Source organism: Pseudomonas sp. BJa3, from assembly GCF_026343815.1.
In the GTDB taxonomy this organism is placed as follows: Bacteria; Pseudomonadota; Gammaproteobacteria; order Pseudomonadales; family Pseudomonadaceae; genus Aquipseudomonas; species Aquipseudomonas soli.
This window is the reverse complement of record NZ_JAOXMC010000010.1, coordinates 1-21,343: the sequence shown is the minus strand read 5'-3', so window position 1 is coordinate 21,343 and position 21,343 is coordinate 1. Positions and strand designations below refer to the sequence as shown.

The window sequence follows — 21,343 nt, the reverse complement described above, 5'->3', positions numbered from 1 at the left end:
GTTCCGGTGATTTGCGCCAGCGATCACGGCTGGCACAATACCGACCATGAACAGACTCCCCAACTGCTGCGCCCCGCTCGAGCACCATTGGCCCCTGCCGCGCCCGGTCCCCGGCGCGGTGCTGGTCAGTTGCGCCTTCGACCCGGCCAAACTCGCGCCGGACGACTTCCAGCGCGCCGGCATCGAACAGACTGCCAGCCTGCAACGCTCGGTGGCCAAGCGCCAGGCCGAGTACCTGGCTGGCCGAGTCTGCGCCCGGGCAGCCCTGCAACATCTGGATGGCCGCGACTACGCGCCCGCTACCCACGAAGACCGCTCGCCGATCTGGCCCGCCGGCATCCACGGCTCGATCACCCACGGCCAGGGCTGGGCCGCCGCCGTGGTCGCCGCTGACGGCCAATGCCGCGGCCTCGGGCTTGACCAGGAAACCCTGCTCGGCGAGGACCGCGCCGAACGCCTGGCCGGGGAGATCCTCACCCCTGCGGAACTGGAACGCCTGGACCGCAGCCAACAGGCCCTGGCCGTGACCCTGACCTTCTCGCTCAAGGAAAGCCTGTTCAAGACGCTCTACCCACTGACGAAAAAGCGCTTCTATTTCGAGCACGCCGAACTGCTGGAATGGTCCGCCGACGGCCACGCGCGCCTGCGCCTGCTCACCGACCTGTCGGCCGAATGGCACCACGGCGTCGAGCTGGATGGCCAGTTCTGCCTGCAGGACGGCCACCTGCTCAGTCTGATCAGCGTTTAGTCGCGTGGCTGCTCCCGCGGCCAGCTCAGGCTGAAACACGCCCCGCCCAACTGCTCGCTGTGCCCGACCAGGGCGCGGCCGCCGTGCCAGTAGATGATCCGCCGCACGATCGACAGCCCCAGGCCATGCCCGCCCGAGGCCCGGGTGCGGCTGTCGTCGAGGCGGGTGAAGGGGGTGAAGATGCGGTGCCACACGCCCTCGGGAATCCCGGGCCCGTCGTCCTCCACATCGATGCGGCAACGTTGCTGCCCCAGGTGATAGCTCACGCGCACTTCGGACTCGGCATGGCGCATGGCATTGCGCACCAGGTTCTGCAGGGCCCGGTGCAGGTAGCGCGGCTCGGCCTCGACCCGGGCGTCGCCACCGTCGAGCCCGTGGCATACGCCACGCACCACCCGCACCTCGGCGCGCAGCGGTGCCAGCTCCTCGATCACCCGCGCCAGCAGCTCGTCCAGGTCCACCACCTGGAAATGCAAGGCCGGCGCGCCCTGCTCCAGGCGGGCGTAGGTCAGCATCTCGTCGACCAGCTTGTCCAGATCCTGGATATCGCCGTCCATGCCCGCCAGGTGCTTGGCCCGGGCCTCGTCGCTGCCGGCGCTCTCGATCATCTCCAGGCCGAAGCGCAGCCGCGCCACCGGCGTGCGCAGCTCGTGGGACACCGCCCGCACCAGCTCGCGCTGCATGGTCAATGAACGCTGCAGGTGCTCGGCCATGCCGTTGAAGGCCTCGGCCAGACGCCCCACCGAGTCGGCATCGCCGGCCGGCACCCGGGTGTCGAGGCTGCCCTGGGCGATGCGCGTGGCCGCCACCTCCAGGCCCGACACTCGCCGCTCCAGCTGGCGCACCAGCAGGTAGACCACCAGGCCGATCAGGCACAGGCCGAGAAAGGCGATGAGGATCAGCAACTGCGGCGGATAGGGGTTGAGCTGATACAACGGGCCGATCTCCAGCACCCAGGGCGAACCGGACAACCCCGAGAACACGCGGATCGAATCGCCGTCCCTGCCCAGGGCCATCACCGTATCGCCCTCCTCCACCCGGCGGCGCTGGTCGTCGTCCAGGGCGGCGCGCTCGATGCGCTGCAAGGCGATGTCGAAACCGAAGCCCTTGCTCTGCCGCAGCTGCGCCAGGCGCGCCTGCTGCTCGGTCACCGGGTAGCGCACCAGTTCGTCGGCCAACAGATAAAGGGTGGCGCGGGCCAGCTGCTCGCTGATCTGCTTGACCTCGGCCACCAGCAGCAGGTCCTCGTGGCCAACCCGGCGCAGCACCCGGGCGGCATGCGGGCCGGTCTTCTCCACCACCACCAGGTCACGGTACAGCCGTGCCCGCTGCCCGCCGTCGAGGGTAAAGGCCGACAGCGGTTGCAGGTCCAGCGGCACGCCGAGCAGGCGCTCCCAGATCACCAGCGAACGGGTGCGCTCCACCGCGTTCTGCTGCGCCAGGTTGTCGGCCATCAGGCTGAAGGTGCCCTGGGCCAGGCGCTCGCGGTGCTGGCCGGCGCGGATTTCGTTGAGCAGGTGCAGGCTCAGCACACCGAGCACGGCCACCAGCACCAGCACCGCGAGCATGCCGCCATAGATGCGCAGGAAGATCGAGTTCATGGCGCCTCGCCGACGAACAGGTAGCCCTTGCTGCGCAGGGTCTTGATCAACCGCGGGGTGATCGGGTCGTCGCCGATCTTGGGGCGGATCTTGGAGATGCGCACATCGATGGAGCGATCCTGGCCGTCGTAGCCGACGCCGCGCAGCGAGGTGAAGATCTCCTCGCGGGACAGCACGCGTCCGGCGTTACTGGCCAGCAGCCAGAGCAGGTCGAATTCGGCGCCGGTCAGGTCGACCAGCTGGCCGTGCAGGCGCGCCTCGCGCTGGCGGCTGTCTATATGCAGGGGCCCGAAGGTCAGGTCCTGGCGGCGCTCCGGGGCGTCGCTGCGGCGCAGCAGGGCATTGATACGCGCCAGCAGCACGCGCGGGCGCACCGGTTTGCACACGTAGTCGTCGGCGCCCAGGTCCAGGCCCTGGATCTGGTCGAGCTCGTCGCTGCGGGCAGTGAGCATGAGGATGGGGCCGGCGTACTGGCCGCGCACGCGGCGGCAGATGCTCAGGCCGTCTTCGCCGGGCAGCATCAGGTCGAGGATCACCAGGTCCGGCTGGCTGTCGATGATGCGCCGCGCGGCGCGGCCACCGTCGCCCTCCACCGCCACTTCGAAGCCGTTGGCCTGGAGGTATTCGGCAGTCAGTTCGGCCAGGCGCTGGTCGTCCTCGACGATCAGGATGCGATTGATTGGTTGGTCCATGGCCTCCCCTTCTTCTGTTTATTGTCTGGCCTTGTGTTATCCGTGCCGGCCTTATCGCGGGGCCAGCACAACCCTTTGATTGCAGAGCAAATCCGCCTTCACCAAAGCGCAACATCAGCCCCGGATACTACGTCCCGCCCCCACCCCTGCCAACCACCGCAAACAGCCCTCGACTGAACCGTTTTTTGTGATAGGGTGCGCGCCCTAAAAAATCTTCGCGGCGGCGTAGCACAGGCAAAAAATCGTGCAAACCTCTTGGGACAAGGCCTACAGCGAATACCCACGGATGACTCACAAAGTACCCACAAGTTATCCACAGGCGCCGACCTTGCAAAGCCCCCTGGACCGCATTATCTTGTATCCCCATCGCAGCGAACCACTAGATATTGGGTTTTGCGCAAAATCACAAACACAAGTCAACAGGCAAATTCAAGCGAATTTTCTGGCTGAACTTAAGGTGATTTCAACAGCCAAACCGCTCCTGCGGAGGGCGACCGAGGCAAGCCGCAGACGGCCTTGTTCGGGTATGAGTGTTGCAGGCAAGGCCCGCACTCATCAGCAACAGATTTTGGGTACGCCCAGAACCTTTGACTTCGGCCAGGGAGCGGCAGGTTACTGCCCCTAATTCCTGAGTCTGTCCCGAAGTCGGTAAGCCCGAGCGGGCGGATGCGTGTGCTTCACGCGCATCCCCGCCCGGGCCATCGAGCAAGTGGACGGAACGGTGGCGCCCGACAACGGCGCCTGAACAAACTAGAAACTGTGGAGACACCCACCCATGCAAACCGACACAACTCGCGAGAACCCGCAGGCCAAGGCGCCTCAGGCCGCCGATTCGAACCAGGATCTGGCCGCCACCGCCCCTGGCCAACTGCGCGTGATCAAGCGTAACGGCACTGTCGTCCCCTACACCGACGACAAGATCACCGTTGCCATCACCAAGGCGTTCCTCGCAGTTGAAGGCGGCACCGCTGCCGCCTCGTCGCGCATCCACGACACCGTCGCGCGCCTGACCGAGCAGGTCACCGCCACGTTCAAGCGTCGCATGCCATCGGGTGGCACCATCCACATCGAAGAAATCCAGGACCAGGTCGAACTGGCCCTGATGCGCGCCGGCGAGCAGAAAGTCGCCCGTGACTACGTCATCTACCGCGACCAGCGTGCCAAGGAGCGTGCTACCCGCTCCAACGCCGACAGCGTGGTCGAGCCGCACCCAAGCATCCGCATCACCCTGGCCGACGGCAGCCTGGCGCCGCTGGACATGGCGCGCCTGAACACCATCATCAGCGAAGCCTGCGAAGGCCTGGCCGAAGTCGATGGCGAGCTGATCCAGCGCGAAACCCTGAAGAACCTGTACGACGGCGTCGCCCTGAAGGACGTCAACACCGCCCTGGTGATGACCGCCCGTACCCTGGTCGAGCGCGAGCCGAACTACTCGTTCGTCACCGCCCGCCTGCTGATGGACACCCTGCGTGCCGAAGGCCTGGGCTTCCTGAACGTCGCCGACAGCGCCACCCACCACGAGATGGCCGACCTGTACGCCAAGGCCCTGCCGGCCTACGTCGAGAAAGGCGTCGAGTTCGAACTGCTCGACCCGGCGCTGAAAGGTTACGACCTGGAGCGCATGGGCAAGGCGATCAACCACGAGCGCGACCAGCAGTTCACCTACCTGGGCCTGCAGACCCTGTACGACCGCTACTTCATCCACAAGGATGGCGTGCGCTTCGAGCTGCCGCAGGTGTTCTTCATGCGTGTGGCCATGGGCCTGGCGCTGGAAGAGAAAGACAAAGAAGCCCGTGCGATCGAGTTCTACAACCTGTTGTCGTCCTTCGACTACATGGCCTCGACCCCGACCCTGTTCAACGCCGGCACCCTGCGTCCGCAGCTGTCGAGCTGCTACCTGACCACCGTGCCGGACGACCTGTCGGGCATCTACCACGCGATCCACGACAACGCCATGCTGTCGAAATTCGCCGGTGGCCTGGGTAACGACTGGACTCCGGTGCGCGCCCTGGGCTCGTACATCAAGGGCACCAACGGCAAGTCGCAAGGCGTCGTGCCGTTCCTGAAAGTGGTCAACGACACCGCCGTCGCCGTGAACCAGGGTGGCAAGCGCAAGGGCGCCGTGTGTGCCTACCTGGAAACCTGGCACCTCGATATCGAAGAGTTCATCGAGCTGCGCAAGAACACCGGTGATGACCGTCGTCGTACCCACGACATGAACACCGCCAACTGGATCCCCGACCTGTTCATGAAGCGCGTCTTCGATGACGGCAAGTGGACCCTGTTCTCGCCATCGGAAGTGCCTGATCTGCACGACCTGACCGGCAAGGCCTTCGAAGAGCGCTACGAGTACTACGAAGCCCTGACCGAGTACAACAAGATCAAGGTGTTCAAGACCATCCAGGCCAAAGACCTGTGGCGCAAGATGCTGTCGATGCTGTTCGAGACCGGCCACCCGTGGCTGACCTTCAAGGACCCGTGCAACCTGCGCAGCCCGCAGCAGCACGTGGGCGTGGTCCACAGCTCGAACCTGTGCACCGAGATCACCCTGAACACCAACAAGGACGAGATCGCGGTCTGCAACCTGGGCTCGATCAACCTGCCGAACCACATCGTCGATGGCAAGCTGGACACCGCCAAGCTGCAACGCACCGTGAACACCGCCGTGCGCATGCTCGACAACGTGATCGATATCAACTACTACTCGGTGCCACAAGCGCGTAACTCGAACTTCAAGCACCGCCCGGTCGGCCTGGGCATCATGGGCTTCCAGGACGCGCTGTACCTGCAGCACATCCCGTACGGCTCCGATGCTGCCGTCGAGTTCGCCGACAAGTCGATGGAAGCGGTCAGCTACTACGCGATCCAGGCTTCCTGCGACCTGGCCGACGAGCGCGGCGCCTACGAGACCTTCCAGGGTTCGCTGTGGTCCAAGGGCATCCTGCCGCTGGATTCGCAACAGATCCTGATCGAGGCCCGTGGCCAGAAGTACATCGACGTCGACCTGACCGAGAGCCTGGACTGGGCACCGGTGCGCGAGCGCGTACAAAAAGGTATTCGTAACTCGAACATCATGGCCATCGCGCCGACCGCGACCATCGCCAACATCACCGGCGTATCGCAGTCCATCGAGCCGACCTACCAGAACCTGTACGTGAAATCGAACCTGTCGGGCGAGTTCACCGTGATCAACCCGTACCTGGTCCGCGACCTGAAGGCCCGCGGCCTGTGGGACTCGGTGATGATCAACGACCTGAAGTACTACGATGGTTCCGTGCAGCAGATCGAGCGTATCCCGCAAGAGCTGAAAGACCTGTACGCCACCGCGTTCGAAGTCGAGACCAAGTGGATCGTCGATGCCGCCTCGCGTCGCCAGAAGTGGATCGACCAGGCCCAGTCGCTGAACCTGTACATCGCCGGCGCTTCGGGCAAGAAGCTCGACGTGACCTACCGCATGGCCTGGTACCGTGGTCTGAAGACCACCTACTACCTCCGTGCCCTGGCCGCGACCAGCACCGAGAAGTCGACCATCAACACCGGCAAGCTCAACGCCGTGTCGAGCGGCGGCGACAGCGCCCCGGTCCAGGCCGCGGGCCCAGCCCCGGTACCGAAGGCCTGCGCCATCGACGAGCCGGATTGCGAAGCCTGCCAATAAGGCCTTCGCAGAGGCTACCCCCGGGTAGCCTCTTTTCTGCGCCACGGCGCAGAACCCTGTGGGAGCTGGCTTGCCAGCGATGAGGCCGGCACTGCCAGCACCTCCCCACAGCCAGACATAACAAGCCGGGGCCCAACGCCCCGGTCAGCCCTCCCCGGGCACTCCAGATTTGCGTGCACCGCACCGCAACCAAGATCCACCGGCCATACTCATTGATGGCCCTCAAGCAGGAGATCTCACCATGCTGAGCTGGGACGAATTCGACAAAGAAGACGGCGAAGTCGCCGCCAAAGGCAACACCGCCGCACAGGCCGCTGCCACCACCACCCTGGACAAGCTCGACAGCGCCGGCGGTGCCGCCGCCCTGGAAGCCCGCGCCGCCACCGCCGCCGACTCCGACGCGGTCAAGCGCGCCAAGGCTGCCCTGGACGCCCTGGACATCGCCGAAGGCCTGGCCGAGCTGGAAGGCTCCTCGGCCCGCGTCGCCGTTGACGAAAAGCGCATGATCAACTGCCGCGCCGACCTCAACCAGCTGGTCCCGTTCAAGTACGACTGGGCCTGGCAGAAGTACCTCGACGGCTGCGCCAACCACTGGATGCCGCAAGAGGTCAACATGACCGCCGACATCGCCCTGTGGAAGAGCATGGACGGCCTGACCGAAGACGAGCGCCGCATCGTGATGCGCAACCTCGGCTTCTTCTCCACCGCCGACTCCCTGGTTGCCAACAACCTGGCCCTGGCCGTGTACCGCCTGATCACCAACCCGGAGTGCCGCCAGTACATCCTGCGCCAGGCCTTCGAAGAGGCGATCCACACCCACGCCTACCAGTACTGCATCGAGTCGCTGGGCATGGATGAAGGCGAGATCTTCAACATGTACCACGAGATCCCATCGGTCGCGAAGAAAGCCGCCTGGGGCCTGAAGTACACCCGCGCCATCTCGGACCCGGAGTTCAACACCGGCACGGTCGAGACCGACAAAGAGCTGCTGCGCAACCTGATCGCTTACTACTGCGTACTGGAAGGCATCTTCTTCTACTGCGGCTTCACCCAGATTCTGTCCATGGGCCGCCGCAACAAGATGACCGGCGTCGCCGAGCAGTTCCAGTACATCCTGCGTGATGAGTCCATGCACCTGAACTTCGGCATCGACGTGATCAACCAGATCAAGATCGAGAACCCGCACCTGTGGGATGCCGCGATGAAGGAAGAGGCTACCCAGATGATCCTGCAGGGTACCCAGCTGGAGATCGAATACGCCCGTGACACCATGCCACGCGGCGTGCTGGGCATGAACGCGGCGATGATGGAGGATTACCTCAAGTTCATTGCCAACCGTCGACTGACCCAGATTGGTCTGAAGGAAGAGTATCCGGGGACTACCAACCCCTTCCCTTGGATGAGCGAGATCATGGACTTGAAGAAAGAGAAGAACTTCTTTGAGACTCGGGTTATCGAGTACCAGACAGGTGGTGCTCTGAGCTGGGATTGATCGTCCAGCTTTCCAGAAAGGCTGCCCTTGGGCAGCCTTTTTTATTTCTCGAGCCTCAAAATCAAGAAACCTCCTACATAGGTATCTCTACTTAACCAGAGAAAACCACGGTAGTTTGTTTGAGCGCTAAGAACGCTCACATGGCGGAATTCCGTTCCCGTTAGAAACGGCTCTCCCTGACTTGGATAGCCCATCATGACTCACTACTCCTCCACCCTCTTCACCCGCCACAACCGCCCCCTCCACACTCTCTGGCTCGAATCCCAAGCCTGGTTCTGCGCCCACGAACTCGGTCGGATGACCGGGCGCTTCCTCGACGAACACTGCATCCGCAAGCTCGACCCGGACCAGCATCGCACCGTGCAGCTGCTGCGCTACGGCCAGTACGGCGAAACCACCATGGTCAGCGAGTCCGGGGCCTATACCCTCCTCGCCCATCATCACATTCCGGAAAACCGCCACCTGCGCCACTGGCTGACCCATGAGGTGGTGGCGGTGCTGCGCGATGGGCAGGACTCGGCGCTGGAAGACCTGCCGCGCCTGGGCAGGATGTGCTGGCCGGGTGGGCATACGGCGAGCCTGTTGTATTGGCAGAGTGAGCCTTGGGTACGGATGCGGGATATGCCGTTGGTGATGGCGGCGGAGTTGCCCGTGGTGGTGCCCGAGCGGCGCAAGCTGAGCTGGAAGGAATGTGCGCAGCGGGCATTGAGGTTACATGGGGTTGGCGATTGAACCCTGCGATGCACTGAAAGGGCTGCCATGCAGCCCTGTTCAACCCTGCCCTGACTTCTTCCGGATGCGCTGGCGCTTGGCACCGAGCTCGTAGCGAGCAATGTCGGCTATGCACTCCACCCTCGGCAAAAACAGCGCCTCAAGCTCTTTTCTTCGGCCTAGAACCATCGCCACTCGGATCAGGTTCTCAAAACCGACATTACGTCCCGTTTCAAGGTTGGACACAGTATTGGTGCCGACGCCAGCCCGAGCAGCCACTTCCGCTTGCGACATCTGTTGAGCGAGCCGCTCGGTGCGCAAGCGCTCGCACAGCGCCCTCATGAGTTCACTGGGTTTGGTAAGACTTAAATCCAAATTCATGTGTGTTATCTGAATAGATGGCAGTTAAGGCACAAAATATTGGATTAAGTATTCCTCTGCCAGGAAGGGATTCATCTTTCTGAATGGTCTGACAGCACCGTAAGACTCGGGCAGATTTCGAATGGGAATTTCTGATGCCTGGGCATGGGAGCGGCTGTGCGCCACAGGGACCTACACCCCGAAGCCGGTGCCCCCCTTCCACTCCCACGCCCTCATCTGCTCACTATGGACTTAGTGAGCAACATCCAACGACATCCGGTACTCGATCACCCCCGGCTTCTCGGCAATCCAGTCATACAACCGCTGCGCAGTCTTGTTGGTCTCCTGGGTATGCCAGTACAACCGGTCGCACCGGTGCTGCCGGGCCTGGTCCTGGACGAACTCGATCAGCCGCTTACCGATCATCCTCCCCCGCGCCCTTGGCGACACGAACAGGTCTTCCAGGTAACAGAAATCATTTCGCCCCCAGGTCGAGCGGTGGAACACGTAGTGAACGAAGCCGAAGATTTGCTCGCCATCCGTGGCCACGGCGCAGTGCATGGGCTCGGCCGGGTCGAAGAAGCGCGCCCAGGTACGATCGGTGATGGTTGGGCCCAGGTCCACTTGATAGAAGGCCTGGTATTGCGCCCAGTAGTCGGACCATGGCTGCAGGTCGGTTTGCTTCACTTCGCGTACGAAAACGGGCAGTTGGGTGGTGGTCATTCTTCAAACCCCTTTTGGACAACACAGCTGAATGAGTGAGGGGGCCGGCCTGTCCGCAGCGCTTGCCTTCCTTGGTGATTGCTTGCGGACCTGGGTTTTATAGCGGATAAATGGCTGGTTTTTACCTGCCAATTATTCGGTAGTTACCAGACCATTTTCAGGGACGCGATCCGGCCCAGGATAGGCAGGCACCTTTCATATCCACGCGCCAAGGACCAGGCCAATGTTCAAACACGCCCAGCTGGAATCGGTAAAAGCCTGGCTAACGGATCCCGCCCATGGGGCACTGGCGCGGCATGTGCGCATCCAGCGGGCCATCCGCCAGTTGATCCTCGAGGGTGCCCTGCCGGTCGGCAAGCCGCTGCCGGCGTCGCGGTCGCTGGCAAGTTCCCTGGGCGTCTCGCGGGATACCGTGGAGTCGGCCTACAGCCAGTTGCACGCCGAGGGCTTTATCGAGCGGCGCGTGGGCAGCGGCAGCTTCGTGTCGCAACGGGCCCGCTGCCTGCCGTCGCGCAAGCGCCAGCGGCCGGCACAAAGCGAGGCCACGGTGCAGTTGAGCCGCCGAGGTGAAGCGCTATTGCACAGCGGTGGCGTTCACAACTTCCAATCACCCCGCCCCTTCGCCCCGGGCGTGGCAGAAACCCGGCGTTTCCCCCTGGCCGTCTGGGAGAAGCTGGAGCGGCAGGTGTACAAGGAATACGGCACTCGCGCCCTGGAACACAGCGAGCCACAGGGCATGTTCGCCTTGCGCAGTGCAATCGCCGACTACCTCAACCTCGAACGCGGCGCGCAGGCATCCGCCGACCGCATCCTGATCCTCACCAGCTCGCAGCAGGCCCTGGGCCTGTGCGCTCAGGTACTCATGGACGCAGGCGACCGGGTGCTGGTCGAGGACCCGCTGTACCAAGGCACCCGCAAGGCCATCAGCGCCGCCGGGCTGCAAGGCGTGCCGGTGCCGGTCGACGCGCACGGCCTGCAGGTGGACGGCATGGCCCAGCTAGCGCCGGATGCCCGGGCGCTGTTCCTCACGCCCTCGCACCAATACCCGACCGGCGCCACCCTGTCGCTGGACCGGCGCCTGCTGGCCATCGAATGGGCCCGCCAGCAACGGGCGTGGATCATCGAGGACGACTACGACAGCGAGTTCCACTATGCCGGCCGCCCCACCGCCTGTGTGCAGGGCTTGGATTCGCATGCGCGCACGCTGTACATCGGCACCTTCACCAAGTCGCTGGGCGCCGGGCTGCGCATCGGCTACCTGCTGCTGCCGCCCCAGCTCGTCGCGCCAATGACCGCTGCGCGAACGCTGCAGGATGGCCACAACGCATCCATCGCCCAGCTGACCCTGGCCAGGTTCATGGAGGACGGACACTTCAACGCCCATGTACGGGTCATGCGCAGCCTCTATGCCGAGCGGCGCGACGTGCTGGCAGATCTGGTGCAGCGGCACCTGGGGGCGTTCCTGCGCCCGCAAGTGCCGGTAGGTGGGCTGCAGATGCCCTGCCACTTCATTCAAAACTTGGCGGAAGACGCAGTGGTCAGGGCGGCACGCGGAGCGGGAATCGATCTGTTGGGGCTGGGCAGCTTGTACGCGGTGCCGAGGAACGATGCCGGCTTGCTGATGGGGTTTGCGGCACTGACGCCCGCTGAGATGAGGGAGGCGGTGCTGAAACTGGAGAAGGTGCTGGCAGGTCTGGCCAGATAACCACGCTGCGTGCATGTGGCATGTAACCAGAATGCTCGATCCACCTAATGCCTCGGATTGCAGGCATTAACGACCAATATCGCACTCAGTGCCCAGAAATCCAGGCATTGGCGTTAGAGGAGGTGCAAACAGGTGGCTCCATCGCCACAAGCCCTGGGGTTGTATTGAAAAAACCCCACCCCCTGTATCTGTCGCTGCCTAGTCCTTCATTCCACCATCCCTTCCACACTCCCCCGGATGGCTAAAGGAACCCGCATCATGGCTGCCCTGCTGCTGCAAATGTCCCCCATAGGCCTGGTGATCGCCCTGATCCTGCTGCTGCGCCGTCCGCCCGTACAGGCCGCGCTGGCCGGCGTGGCCGGTGTCTTGCTGCTGTGGGGCCTGGGCGCCGCGCAGCCGCTGTCGACGGCGGTGTCCGGCGCGATCCTGCAAGACACGCTGATCCTGTTCCTCAGTACCGCCTGTGTGATCGTCCCGGGCCTGGCCTTCGTCATCCTGGTCGAGCGGGCCGGCGCGCCGCAGGCGATTGGTGCCTGGGTGCGCGAGCTGGGCTGGACGCCGCCGATGCAGGTGATCTTCATCGTGCTGGGCCTGGCGCCGCTGCTGGAGGCGATGACCGGATTCGGCGTATCGCTGATCGCTACCGTGCCGTTGTTGATGGGGCTGTTCTCGCGCCAGGTCGGCATGAAGATGGCGCTGGCCGGCATGGTGGTGATGCCTTGGGGCACGCTTGGGCTGGCGACGGTGATCGGCGCGTTGCTGGCGCATGTGCCGGCGCAGGAGCTGGGCAGCCATTCGGCGTTGGTGAGCGCTCCTGTGTTCCTCTGCCTGGCCGCCGTGGCGTTGGGCCTGGCGGGTGTTCGCAGTGTACGGGCATGGCTCGGGCTGGGATTGATCTCGCTGCTGTTCAGCACAGTGCTGTATGCAGTCAACCGCTGGATCGGGCCGGAGGCCTCGGGTGTGCTGGCCGGGCTTGCAGTGGCCGCGGTCGGCCTGGGTATCTCCTGGGCGCGGCGCGGGGCACTAGTGCGCTGGCCGCAGGCGGCATGGCCTTACCTGGCCCTGTTGGCGGTGATTATCGCGTCGCGGGCGTTGTTCCTGTTGTCGGGCTGGGACGGGATGTGGGTGGTGCACGGCGCCAATGTGTCGTGGAAGCCGCTGGCGTCGCCGGGGCTGGCCTTGCTGCTGGTGGTGCTGATGATGGTCGGCCGCCAGGGCGCGGGCTTCCCGTGGCAGGCGCTGGCCACTCGGGCGCGGTTCCCGGTGGCGACGATCTTCCTGTTCCTGCTGCTGTCCCAGGTGATGGTCAAGGCCGGCTTCCTGGTCGAGGCACAGCGGGCGTTGCAGGCGCTGTCCGGGGTGTCGCTGGCCTCGACGGTGTCGCTGCTGGCGGGGTTGGCTGGCTATGTCACCGGCTCCAATGTCGGCGGCAACACGCTGGTGATGCCCTCCATCGCGGCGCTGTCCACGGTCCACGGCCCGTGGCTGGCGGCGATGGTCAACAGCGCCGCCGGGCATGGCGCGCTGGGCTCGCTGTCGATCCTGTCGCTGATCATCGGGCTGGCCGGGGCCAACCGCGAAGAAGAACATGGGCTGATCCGCTTCGGCTTTGCCCTGGTGCTGCTGAACATCGTCATCGTGGCTGCAACCGGCGTGGTTTTGCTCTACCTTTCCGAAGCCCCCGCCTGACACGACACAAGGCCCCCATGGACAGCACCCCCAAGCCCGACAAACGCTGGCACACCGTCAACACCTGGCTGCTGCGCCAGATCGACAGCGGCGAATGGCCCACCGGCACGCAACTGCCCTCGGTGCGCGAGCTGGCGCGGCTGTTCGACAGCAGCCTGGCCACGGTGCAACGGGCACTCGCCGAGTTGGAAGCCAATGCCTATGTGCAGGCCACGCCCCGGGTGGGGTACTTCGTCGCCAAAGGCGCGGCCCAGGTGCAGGGCTTTGACCTCGCCAGTGTCAGCGTCAACGTCAACCACGCGGTGGTCGCCATGCTCGCCCAGGCCGCCAGCAACGGCGGGTTGTCGTTGAGCTCGGCGGTGCTGCATGACGAACTCACGCCCCAAGTGCTGCTGAACAAATGCCTGACGACCCTGGCCAGCAAGGCCGATCAGCCGCTGGCTGGGTTGATCGCCCCGCCTGGCCTGGCCTCGCTGCGCCGACGTATCGCCGGGCTGATGCTGCAGCGCGGCGTGGCCTGCGGCCCGGATGAAATCCTGGTGACCTCGGGCGACACCGTGGCCCTGGAGCTGGCCCTCGAGGCCGTGGCCCGGCCGGGCGCCACGGTGGCCATCGAGACCCCCACCTACTACGGCATCCTGCAGACCATCGAACGCCTGGGGATGCGCGCCCTGCCCATACGTACCCACGCATGCAGCGGCATGGACCTCGACCACCTGGCATGGGCGCTGAAACGCAAGAAGGTCGATGTGGTCTTCCTCAACCCGACGCTGCAGAACCCTCGCGGCTTCATCATGCCCGACGCCGCGCGGACCGAGCTTTCGCGCCTGGCGCAAGCGGCGGATGTGCCGATCATCGAGGACGACATCTTCTTCGACCTGGTGGACGAAGCGCAGCGCCCGAAGGCGATCAAGCACTACGACGCGACCGGGCAGACGATCTACTGCTCGTCGTTCTCCAAGACCGTGGCGCCGGGCTACCGGGTGGGCTGGTGCGTGGCCGGGCGTTATCGGGACGCGATCCTGGCCCAGCTGTTTTCGCGCAACCTGGCGGTGTCGAGCCTGGCCCAGCGCGTGCTGGACGAGTTCATCGGGCGCGGGTACATGGAGGCGCACTGCGCGAAGCTGCGTGGGCGGCTGGCGGCGCAGGCCGAGGTGATGGAGACGCTGGTGCGCTCGGAGTTTGCGCCGGGGACGCGGTATGTAGCGCCTGCTGGAGGATTCATCCACTGGCTCGAATTGCCGGAAGGGACGGATATGGCGGTATTGCGAGAGCTTGCCGCCGAGCGCGGATGCAAGGTGGGCGACAGCGGGATGTTCTTTGCCGATGGGGAATGTGGCACGGGGTTGCGGGTGTGCCTTGGGCGGGTGATTACGCCGGAGGTGATGGGCGGTTTGAAGGTACTGGCGGCGTGTGCGCGGCAGGCGAAGGTGCCTTGTCTGAGCTGAGCCGACAGGCCACTCGGTCAGCTCAGGTGCGCATGGCTGCGCAGATGCTCGGCCAGCATGTCGATGAAGGTGCGCACCTTGGTCGAGCCGTACTTGCTCTCGCGATGCAGGATATGGATCGGCCAGGGCGCTTCCTCGTACTCGGCCAGGATCACCTGCAAGCGCCCGGCCGCGACCTCATCCGCCACCTGGTACGACAGCAGCCGGGCGATCCCGAGCCCGGCAGTGGCCGCGGCGATGGCGGCGTCGTTGCTGGTCACGGTCAGGCGCGGCTTCATGCGGATCAGCGTCGGGTCGTCGATGGCGCCGAAGCGCCAGTCGGTGCGAGGTGACAGCGTCCCGGCGGCAATGACCTCGTGCTTCTGCAACTCCGAGGGGTGTCGCGGCGTGCCATGACGCTCCAGGTACTCGGGCGAGGCGCACAGCAACCGGCGCATCTTGCCCACCCGTAGCGCCTTCAGGCCCGAGTCGGGCAACTGGCCGATGCGCACGGCCACGTCCATGCCCTCCTCCACCAGGTTCACCACGCGGTCGAGGAAGAACGCCGAGACGTCCACCTCGGGGTACTGCTGCAGGTAGCGCACGATGCAGGGCATGACGAACTTCTTGCCGAACAGGATCGGCGCGGTCACCGCCAGGTCGCCCTTGGGCGAGGCATTGATGCCGGCGGCGGCTTCGTTGGCTTCGATAATGCTGGCGAGGATATGCCGGGTGTCTTCCAGATAGCGCCCGCCGGCCTCGGTCAGGCGCACGCTGCGAGTGGTGCGCAGCAGCAGCTTGACCCCGAGCTGCTCCTCCAGGGCGCTGACGGCGCGGGTTACCGCCGCTGGCGAGATGGCCAGGCGGCGGGCGGCGGCGGCGAAGCTTTCCAGCTCGCCGACGGCCACGAACACTTTCATCAGGTGGATCTGGTCCATGCCGCGCCCCACGCGTTGTCGTGGGGCGATTATCCCTGTGCGCACGCTAGAGCTCCAGCACCACGGCTTGCACACCGTCCTCGGCCTGGGCCGGAATGGCGCAGCAGATCAGCACGCTACCGGCCTCGGGCAGCTCGGCGGGTGGGTTCGGGTAGTGGACCTGGCCGCTGACCAGCTTGGTCTTGCAGGTGCCGCAGGAGCCACCGCGGCAACTGAAGTCCGGCGACAGGCCACGACTCTCCGCCAGCTCCAGTAAGGTGCCGCCACCGGGCGCCCAGCGTGCCTCCTTGGCGGAGCTGGCGAAGTACACCGGCACCGGTTCGCTGGCGGGCGGCGGTTGTTGCAGCGTGGGCTGGTTGTCGTCGGTATGGCGGCGCAGGGTCGAAGGGCCGAAGGCTTCGGCGTGGATGCGGGCATCGGGGACATGCACCGTGCGCAGCCCCTCGTAGAGATCCTGGGTGAAGCTGGCCGGGCCACACAGGTAGAAGTCGTAGTCGTCCAATGGCAGCGTGGCCTTGATCTGCTCGATGCCCAGGCGGCTGGCGAACGCATAGTCGCGGCCCTGCACGGCTTGGGGTTCGGGCAGGCTCAGGGCGCGGTGAATGCTCAGCAGGCCACCGGCGTGTTGTTGGAGTTCGGCAAGCTCGTGCTGGAACGGCAGGTCGGCCAGCGTACGGCTACCGTGGAACAGGTAGATGCGCCGCCCCAGCCCCAAGGCCAATTGTTCGCGCAGCATGGCGATCAACGGGGTGATGCCGACGCCCGCCCCGACCAGCACGAGGGGGCGGTCGCTGGTGTGATCGAGGGTGAAGCTGCCCATGGGCAGGCGCACCTGCAAAGGGTCGCCCACCTTCAGTTGCTGGTGCAGGTAGCGTGAGGCAGGCCCCTGCGCCTTGACGCTGATGCGCAGATGGCCATCGGACGGTGCGCTGGACAGGCTGTAGGTGCGGATCAGCGGTGCCTCTCCATCAACCTGCAAGCGCACGGGAATATGCTGGCCGGGTGCGAAGTCCACCGCCGTACCCTCCTCGGGTTGCAGGTAGAACGAACGAATATCGCGGCTTTCCTGCTCGACACGCAGCACGCGCCAGGTCAGCCATTGGCGCTGGCGCTCACGCTGTTGCAGGCGCTCTTGGGCTTCACTCCAGGTACCGGTCATCAGGCTGGTGGGCGCGTACTCCTGGAAGGCCCAGCGCAACGACACGGCAGCCGGGCGAATCACCACCTGCTCGATGTCCAGGGTCCAGATCCTCTCGGCCCCCTCGAAAGCGCTGATCAGCGGGCTGTCGAGAATCACCTCGGTTCGCCCTGAAACCTGCAGCACATCGCCCGAGGTGAAGTCGACGAACAACAGACCGGCAACCGGGTTGACCAGCAGGTTGCCGAGGGTGTTGAAATGCAGGTTGCCGGCATAGTCCGGAATGGTCAGGCGATTGCCTTCGACCCTGACGAAACCAGGGCGGCCACCGCGGTGAGACACGTCCACGGCACGTTGGCCGCTTTCCTGCTCGACGTAGCTGGCGACAAAGAAGGTGTCGGCGTTTTCGATCATGGCGCGGGACGCGGCATCGAGTGCCGATGAATCCCGACGTGCCTGCGGCGATTCGTCGACGCGGGTGTATTCGCGCAGCTGGATGTACTGGGGGCAGTTGCCGAACGACTGCTCGACCACCACCTCCAGCTGACCGTTGCCTGCTCGACGGATCAGGCCATTGAGCCGGTTGCGTCGCCGGGTATGCAGCTCGATCCCCAGCAAGCCAATGGCACCGCCATCCACCAGGCCCGGCGTGGCTGGGTCATCAGCGGCAGGCGCGGTGCCGATCAGCAGTTGCCGGGGATCGGGCGAGCTGACGAAGCCTTCCGGGCCTTCGAGCAGCGTCGCCCAAGGGGTGCCAGCGGCATCCACGGCAGCGGCCACCAGGAACGGCAACTGGTGATAGAAAGCCCGGTGCTGGTCGGGCATGAAGTCGCGGATGACCTTCTGGCCGAACACCTCCATGCGCTCTGCAACACCGACTTGCTCCTGCAGCCGTTTTTCACCTGCATGCCAGGGCGATCGCATGGCGGCATTCCTCTGGGTTCAGAGCGTGGTCTGTAAACCGATGACGGTGCGTGGCATCGGCACGAAGCCCGGCAGCGCCTCGATCCGGGCCAGCCAGGCGCGCACATTGGCGTACGGCTCCAGCGACACGTTGCCCTCGGGGGCGTGGGCGATGTACGAGTAGTTGGCGATATCGGCGATGGTCGCCTGGTCACCAACCAGGAACGGGCCCTTGGCCAGTTCGGCGTCGATCACCTTGAGCAGGGTGTGGGCGCGGCCAATAACTTCGTCTGTGTTGAACGAGGCACCGAATACAGTCACCAGGCGGGCGGCGGCCGGGCCGAAGGCCAGCGGGCCTGCGGCCACCGACAACCAGCGCTGCACACGGGCGGCGCCGAGCGGATCTTCGGGCAACCAACGCTTGCCGCCATAGGCCTTGGCCAGATAGACAAGGATGGCGTTGGAGTCGGCGATGACGATGCCGTTGTCATCGATCACCGGCACCTGGCCGAAGGGGTTGATGGCGAGGAACTCGGGCTGCTTGTGCTCACCCTTGGCCAGGTCGACGAACACCAGCTCGGTAGGCAGTTCGAGCAGTGACAACATCAGCTCGATACGGTGGGCGTGGCCGGACTTGGGGAAGTTGTAGAGCTTGATCGGGCTTGGCATGTGCGGGGCTCCAGGTCAGCGCCGGGAGTGGCGCTGCTGGAGGACATGCTGCACTGGATCGACCGGCAGCAGAATCAGTGCTGGGAGCAATCCAGTATTTCGGCAAGTGGAATAATCACAATCGCGGGGCACGTCTGGTCGCCGCATCGCCGCTCCCACGCGCCTGCGGTTACGATCTCAATGCCGGTGCTGTTTCTGGTACTGGTACAACCCCCGCGCCGCCTCGACCACCAGCGGTACACAGGCCTGGCGCTCATCGAAGCTCATCGAGTCGAGCAGCTCGAAGTTGTCTTCCAGCCCATGCAGCGAAATGGCCTTGAGCAGACGATCCTGCTCTGGCGGCAGCTCGCTCCACTCGGCCACTTGCGTGCCGCGCATGTAGCCGAAGCACCACTCCTCGAGAATGATCGCCGGGCCCTCTTCACTCTCGCCCTCTTCGAACATCGGTTCGAAGCCCTCGAGGTCGGTGGCCAACTCTTCGGCCACCTGGCTGGCATAACGCAGCATCAGCGCGGTATACGCTTCTTCATGGGCAGGCTTCTTGAACTTGGGCACCTTGCCACCGGCGACAGAAGGCAGCCACTGCTCAGGGTTGACCTTGCTGGGGGAGCTGGCCAGAGCAGTGAAGAAACCGTTGAGCTCGGCGAGGTTGAGTACCGAATAATCGTTGCCGTAGGTGATCAGCAGGTCTTCGAGGCGGTCGAGTTCTTTTTCGCTGAGCGGGGGGAGCATGGGGTAGGAGTCCTGAGGAAACAAAATATGGGTGCACCCTAACACATGGGAAAAGCGACGCAGACATTCACCGCGCCAATAAAACGATCGCGGGGCAAGCCCGCTCCCACGTTGTTCTTGCACAACGTGGGAGCAGGATTGCCCCGCGATGAGGGTGCTACGGTTTAGACCGCCAGCGCGCGCTCACGCAGCTCGCTGTTGAGGATGCGGTCGTTCTCGCTGTAGTCGACCGGGCAGTCGATCACGTGCACGCCCGGGGTCTTGATGCAGTGTTCGAGCAGCGGCAGGAAGCCTTCGGCGCTCTCCACGCGGTGGCCATTGGCACCGTAGGCTTCGGCGTATTTGACGAAGTCCGGGTTGCCGTAGTCCAGGCCGAAATCGGTGAAGCCCATGTTGGCCTGCTTCCAGCGGATCATGCCGTAGCCGTCGTCACGCAGGATGACCACGGTGATGTGCATCCCTAAGCGAACTGCCGTTTCCAGCTCCTGGCTGTTCATCATGAAGCCGCCGTCGCCGCAGACCGAGATCACCGGGCGATCCGGGTAGACCAGGTGCGATGCCATGGCCGATGGCAGGCCGGCGCCCATGGTCGCCAGGGCGTTGTCCAGCAGCACGGTGTTGGGTTTGTGCGCCTTGTAGTTGCGGGCGAACCAGATCTTGTAGATGCCGTTGTCCAGGGCGACGATGCCTTCGGACGGCAGGGCGCGGCGGATGTCGGCAACCATGCGCTGCGGGTAGACCGGGAAGCGGTTGTCGTCAGCGCCTTCGGCGATCTGCGCCTCGTTGGCTTCGCGGATGGCCATCAGGCGGGTGAAGTCCCAGTGGCTGGTGTCGGTCAGCGCTTCGCTGATCTGCCACACGGCGTTGGCGATGTCGCCGATCACTTCCACCTGCGGGAAGTACACGGCATCCACCTCGGCCGAACGGAAGCTCACGTGGATCACTTCGGTACCGCCACGGACCATGAAGAACGGTGGCTTCTCGATCACGTCGTGGCCGATGTTGACGATCAGGTCGGCGGCTTCAACCGCACGATGTACAAAATCGCCGGAGGACAGCGCGGCGTTGCCCAGGAAGCGCGGGTGGCGCTCGTCGACCACACCTTTACCCATCTGGGTGGTGATGAACGGGATGCCGGTCTTGTCGATCAGTTGCTTGAGGACCTTGGCGGTCATCTTGCGGTTGGCGCCGGCGCCGATCACCAGGATCGGGTTGCGGGCGTTCTGCAGCTTCTGCACAGCGGCTTCGATGGCCACGTGCTCGGCCAGCGGGCGACGGTGCAGGCTGCGCGGGATCGGCAGGGCGTCGGTCTGCTCGGCGGCGATGTCTTCCGGCAGTTCCAGGTGCACGGCGCCCGGTTTTTCTTCCTCGGCCAGGCGGAAGGCTTCACGCATGCGCGCAGGGATGTTGTCGGCCGAAGCGAACTGGTGGGTGTACTTGGTGATGGGGTCCATCATGCCGCACACGTCGATGATCTGGAAGCGGCCTTGCTTGGACTTCTTGATCGGCTTCTGGCCGGTGATCATCATCATCGGCATGCCGCCCAGGTAGGCGTAGGCGCTGGCGGTCACCAGGTTGGTCGCGCCAGGGCCGAGGGTCGACAGGCTGACGCCGGTCTTGCCGGTCAGGCGGCCATAGGTGGCGGCCATGAAGCCCGCGGACTGTTCGTGGCGGGTCAGTACCAGCTTGATCTTCGACTTGCGCAGGGACTCGAGCAGGTCGAGGTTTTCCTCACCAGGAATGCCGAACACATACTCGACACCTTCGTTTTCCAGGCATTGCACAACGACATCGGCGGCCTTGGCCATCTTGCTTCTAACCTCAAGTAATAGGACGGTGAAAGTCCAGAAATGCGCAGCACGGTACGCTGGCATCGCTCGGTCCGGGTGCCAGGATTGCCCCGAACCTAAGCCTTGACGCAGGGTAGGTGCGGGGAAGTCACTTAATGTGACGGCAATATTGTCGCACCTGTGACGAAGCGATGTGAGGTAGTCGATGAGCAAAGGATATTTGCGTGATCGTCAGCAAACGGATCCTCTGCAGGAAGAGAACAGCGCGGGAGCGGGCGTGCGCCATCGCGGGTCAAGCCCGCTTGTATGGTTAGACTTGAAGGGGTGGTGGGACTAAATGCCCGATTCTGACTGTTCGCATCAGTACAGA

16 protein-coding genes are annotated in these 21,343 nt (G+C 64.5%); 7 read left to right on the top strand and 9 right to left on the bottom strand.

The genetic code is table 11. The features are described from left to right. Nucleotides 1-46 precede the first annotated feature (46 nt). The gene (locus OH705_RS14165; protein WP_267302391.1) at nt 47-748 is read left to right on the top strand and encodes a 4'-phosphopantetheinyl transferase family protein; all 702 of its coding nucleotides are present in this window, start codon (nt 47-49) and stop codon (nt 746-748) included. Here OH705_RS14165 and OH705_RS14160 read toward each other — a convergent pair. Together OH705_RS14160 and OH705_RS14155 are read right to left on the bottom strand one after the other, a co-directional pair. Beyond that, the gene (locus tag OH705_RS14160; protein ID WP_110605702.1) at nt 745-2,349 is read right to left on the bottom strand and encodes an ATP-binding protein; all 1,605 of its coding nucleotides are present in this window, start codon (nt 2,347-2,349) and stop codon (nt 745-747) included. The two genes, OH705_RS14165 and OH705_RS14160, sit on opposite strands and share 4 nt — an antisense overlap. Then, nucleotides 2,346-3,041 carry a response regulator transcription factor gene (locus tag OH705_RS14155; RefSeq protein WP_038706632.1) on the bottom strand — a complete coding sequence of 232 codons (696 nt, stop codon included), beginning with the start codon at nt 3,039-3,041 and terminating at the stop codon, nt 2,346-2,348. Before OH705_RS14155 ends, OH705_RS14160 begins: the two co-directional genes overlap by 4 nt. Nucleotides 3,042-3,816: 775 nt before the next feature. Here OH705_RS14155 and OH705_RS14150 point away from each other — a divergent pair. From OH705_RS14150 to OH705_RS14140, 3 genes are all read left to right on the top strand, one after another. Then, nucleotides 3,817-6,696 (top strand): ribonucleoside-diphosphate reductase subunit alpha, encoded by a 2,880-nt coding sequence (locus OH705_RS14150; RefSeq protein WP_038706633.1) that lies wholly within the window; start codon nt 3,817-3,819, stop codon nt 6,694-6,696. 241 nt (nt 6,697-6,937) lie between these two features. Beyond that, entirely contained in the window at nt 6,938-8,188 is a 1,251-nt protein-coding gene (locus tag OH705_RS14145) for a ribonucleotide-diphosphate reductase subunit beta (protein ID WP_038706634.1), read from the top strand. Nucleotides 8,189-8,383: 195 nt separating this feature from the next. Next, entirely contained in the window at nt 8,384-8,920 is a 537-nt protein-coding gene (locus OH705_RS14140; RefSeq protein WP_267302390.1) for a Bro-N domain-containing protein, read from the top strand. A 39-nt stretch (nt 8,921-8,959) separates the two neighbouring features. On the opposite strand, the gene OH705_RS14135 is transcribed toward OH705_RS14140, so the two are convergent. Both OH705_RS14135 and OH705_RS14130 read right to left on the bottom strand, forming a co-directional pair. Continuing rightward, nucleotides 8,960-9,280 carry a helix-turn-helix domain-containing protein gene (locus OH705_RS14135; RefSeq protein ID WP_094011795.1) on the bottom strand — a complete coding sequence of 107 codons (321 nt, stop codon included), beginning with the start codon at nt 9,278-9,280 and terminating at the stop codon, nt 8,960-8,962. A gap of 231 nt (nt 9,281-9,511) precedes the next feature. Next, on the bottom strand, nt 9,512-9,982 hold the full coding sequence (locus OH705_RS14130; RefSeq protein WP_267302389.1) for a GNAT family N-acetyltransferase: 471 nt from the start codon (nt 9,980-9,982) through the stop codon (nt 9,512-9,514). A 223-nt stretch (nt 9,983-10,205) separates the two neighbouring features. Between OH705_RS14130 and OH705_RS14125 the strand changes: the two genes are divergently transcribed. The 3 genes from OH705_RS14125 (at nt 10,206) to OH705_RS14115 (ending at nt 14,824) form a co-directional block, all read left to right on the top strand. Continuing rightward, nucleotides 10,206-11,687: a PLP-dependent aminotransferase family protein gene (locus OH705_RS14125; RefSeq protein WP_267302388.1), complete on the top strand. Its 1,482-nt coding sequence runs from the start codon at nt 10,206-10,208 to the stop codon at nt 11,685-11,687. A 258-nt stretch (nt 11,688-11,945) separates the two neighbouring features. After that, a complete protein-coding gene (locus OH705_RS14120) occupies nt 11,946-13,376 on the top strand; it encodes an L-lactate permease (RefSeq protein ID WP_267302387.1) in 1,431 nt (476 codons plus the stop codon). A 17-nt stretch (nt 13,377-13,393) separates the two neighbouring features. Further along, nucleotides 13,394-14,824: a PLP-dependent aminotransferase family protein gene (locus OH705_RS14115; RefSeq protein WP_267302386.1), complete on the top strand. Its 1,431-nt coding sequence runs from the start codon at nt 13,394-13,396 to the stop codon at nt 14,822-14,824. A gap of 17 nt (nt 14,825-14,841) precedes the next feature. On the opposite strand, the gene OH705_RS14110 is transcribed toward OH705_RS14115, so the two are convergent. The 5 genes from OH705_RS14110 to OH705_RS14090 all read right to left on the bottom strand — a co-directional run bounded on the left by OH705_RS14110 (nt 14,842) and on the right by OH705_RS14090 (nt 20,991). Next, nucleotides 14,842-15,741 (bottom strand): LysR family transcriptional regulator, encoded by a 900-nt coding sequence (locus OH705_RS14110; protein WP_267302442.1) that lies wholly within the window; start codon nt 15,739-15,741, stop codon nt 14,842-14,844. 46 nt (nt 15,742-15,787) lie between these two features. Then, the gene (locus OH705_RS14105; RefSeq protein ID WP_267302385.1) at nt 15,788-17,803 is read right to left on the bottom strand and encodes a pyridoxamine 5'-phosphate oxidase family protein; all 2,016 of its coding nucleotides are present in this window, start codon (nt 17,801-17,803) and stop codon (nt 15,788-15,790) included. Nucleotides 17,804-17,821: 18 nt separating this feature from the next. Further along, nucleotides 17,822-18,451: a glutathione S-transferase family protein gene (locus tag OH705_RS14100; RefSeq protein WP_267302384.1), complete on the bottom strand. Its 630-nt coding sequence runs from the start codon at nt 18,449-18,451 to the stop codon at nt 17,822-17,824. Between the two features lie 177 nt (nt 18,452-18,628). Then, entirely contained in the window at nt 18,629-19,183 is a 555-nt protein-coding gene (locus tag OH705_RS14095; RefSeq protein ID WP_267302383.1) for a UPF0149 family protein, read from the bottom strand. A 164-nt stretch (nt 19,184-19,347) separates the two neighbouring features. Beyond that, nucleotides 19,348-20,991 carry an acetolactate synthase large subunit gene (locus OH705_RS14090; RefSeq protein ID WP_023629316.1) on the bottom strand — a complete coding sequence of 548 codons (1,644 nt, stop codon included), beginning with the start codon at nt 20,989-20,991 and terminating at the stop codon, nt 19,348-19,350. Between the last annotated feature and the right edge of the window lie 352 nt (nt 20,992-21,343).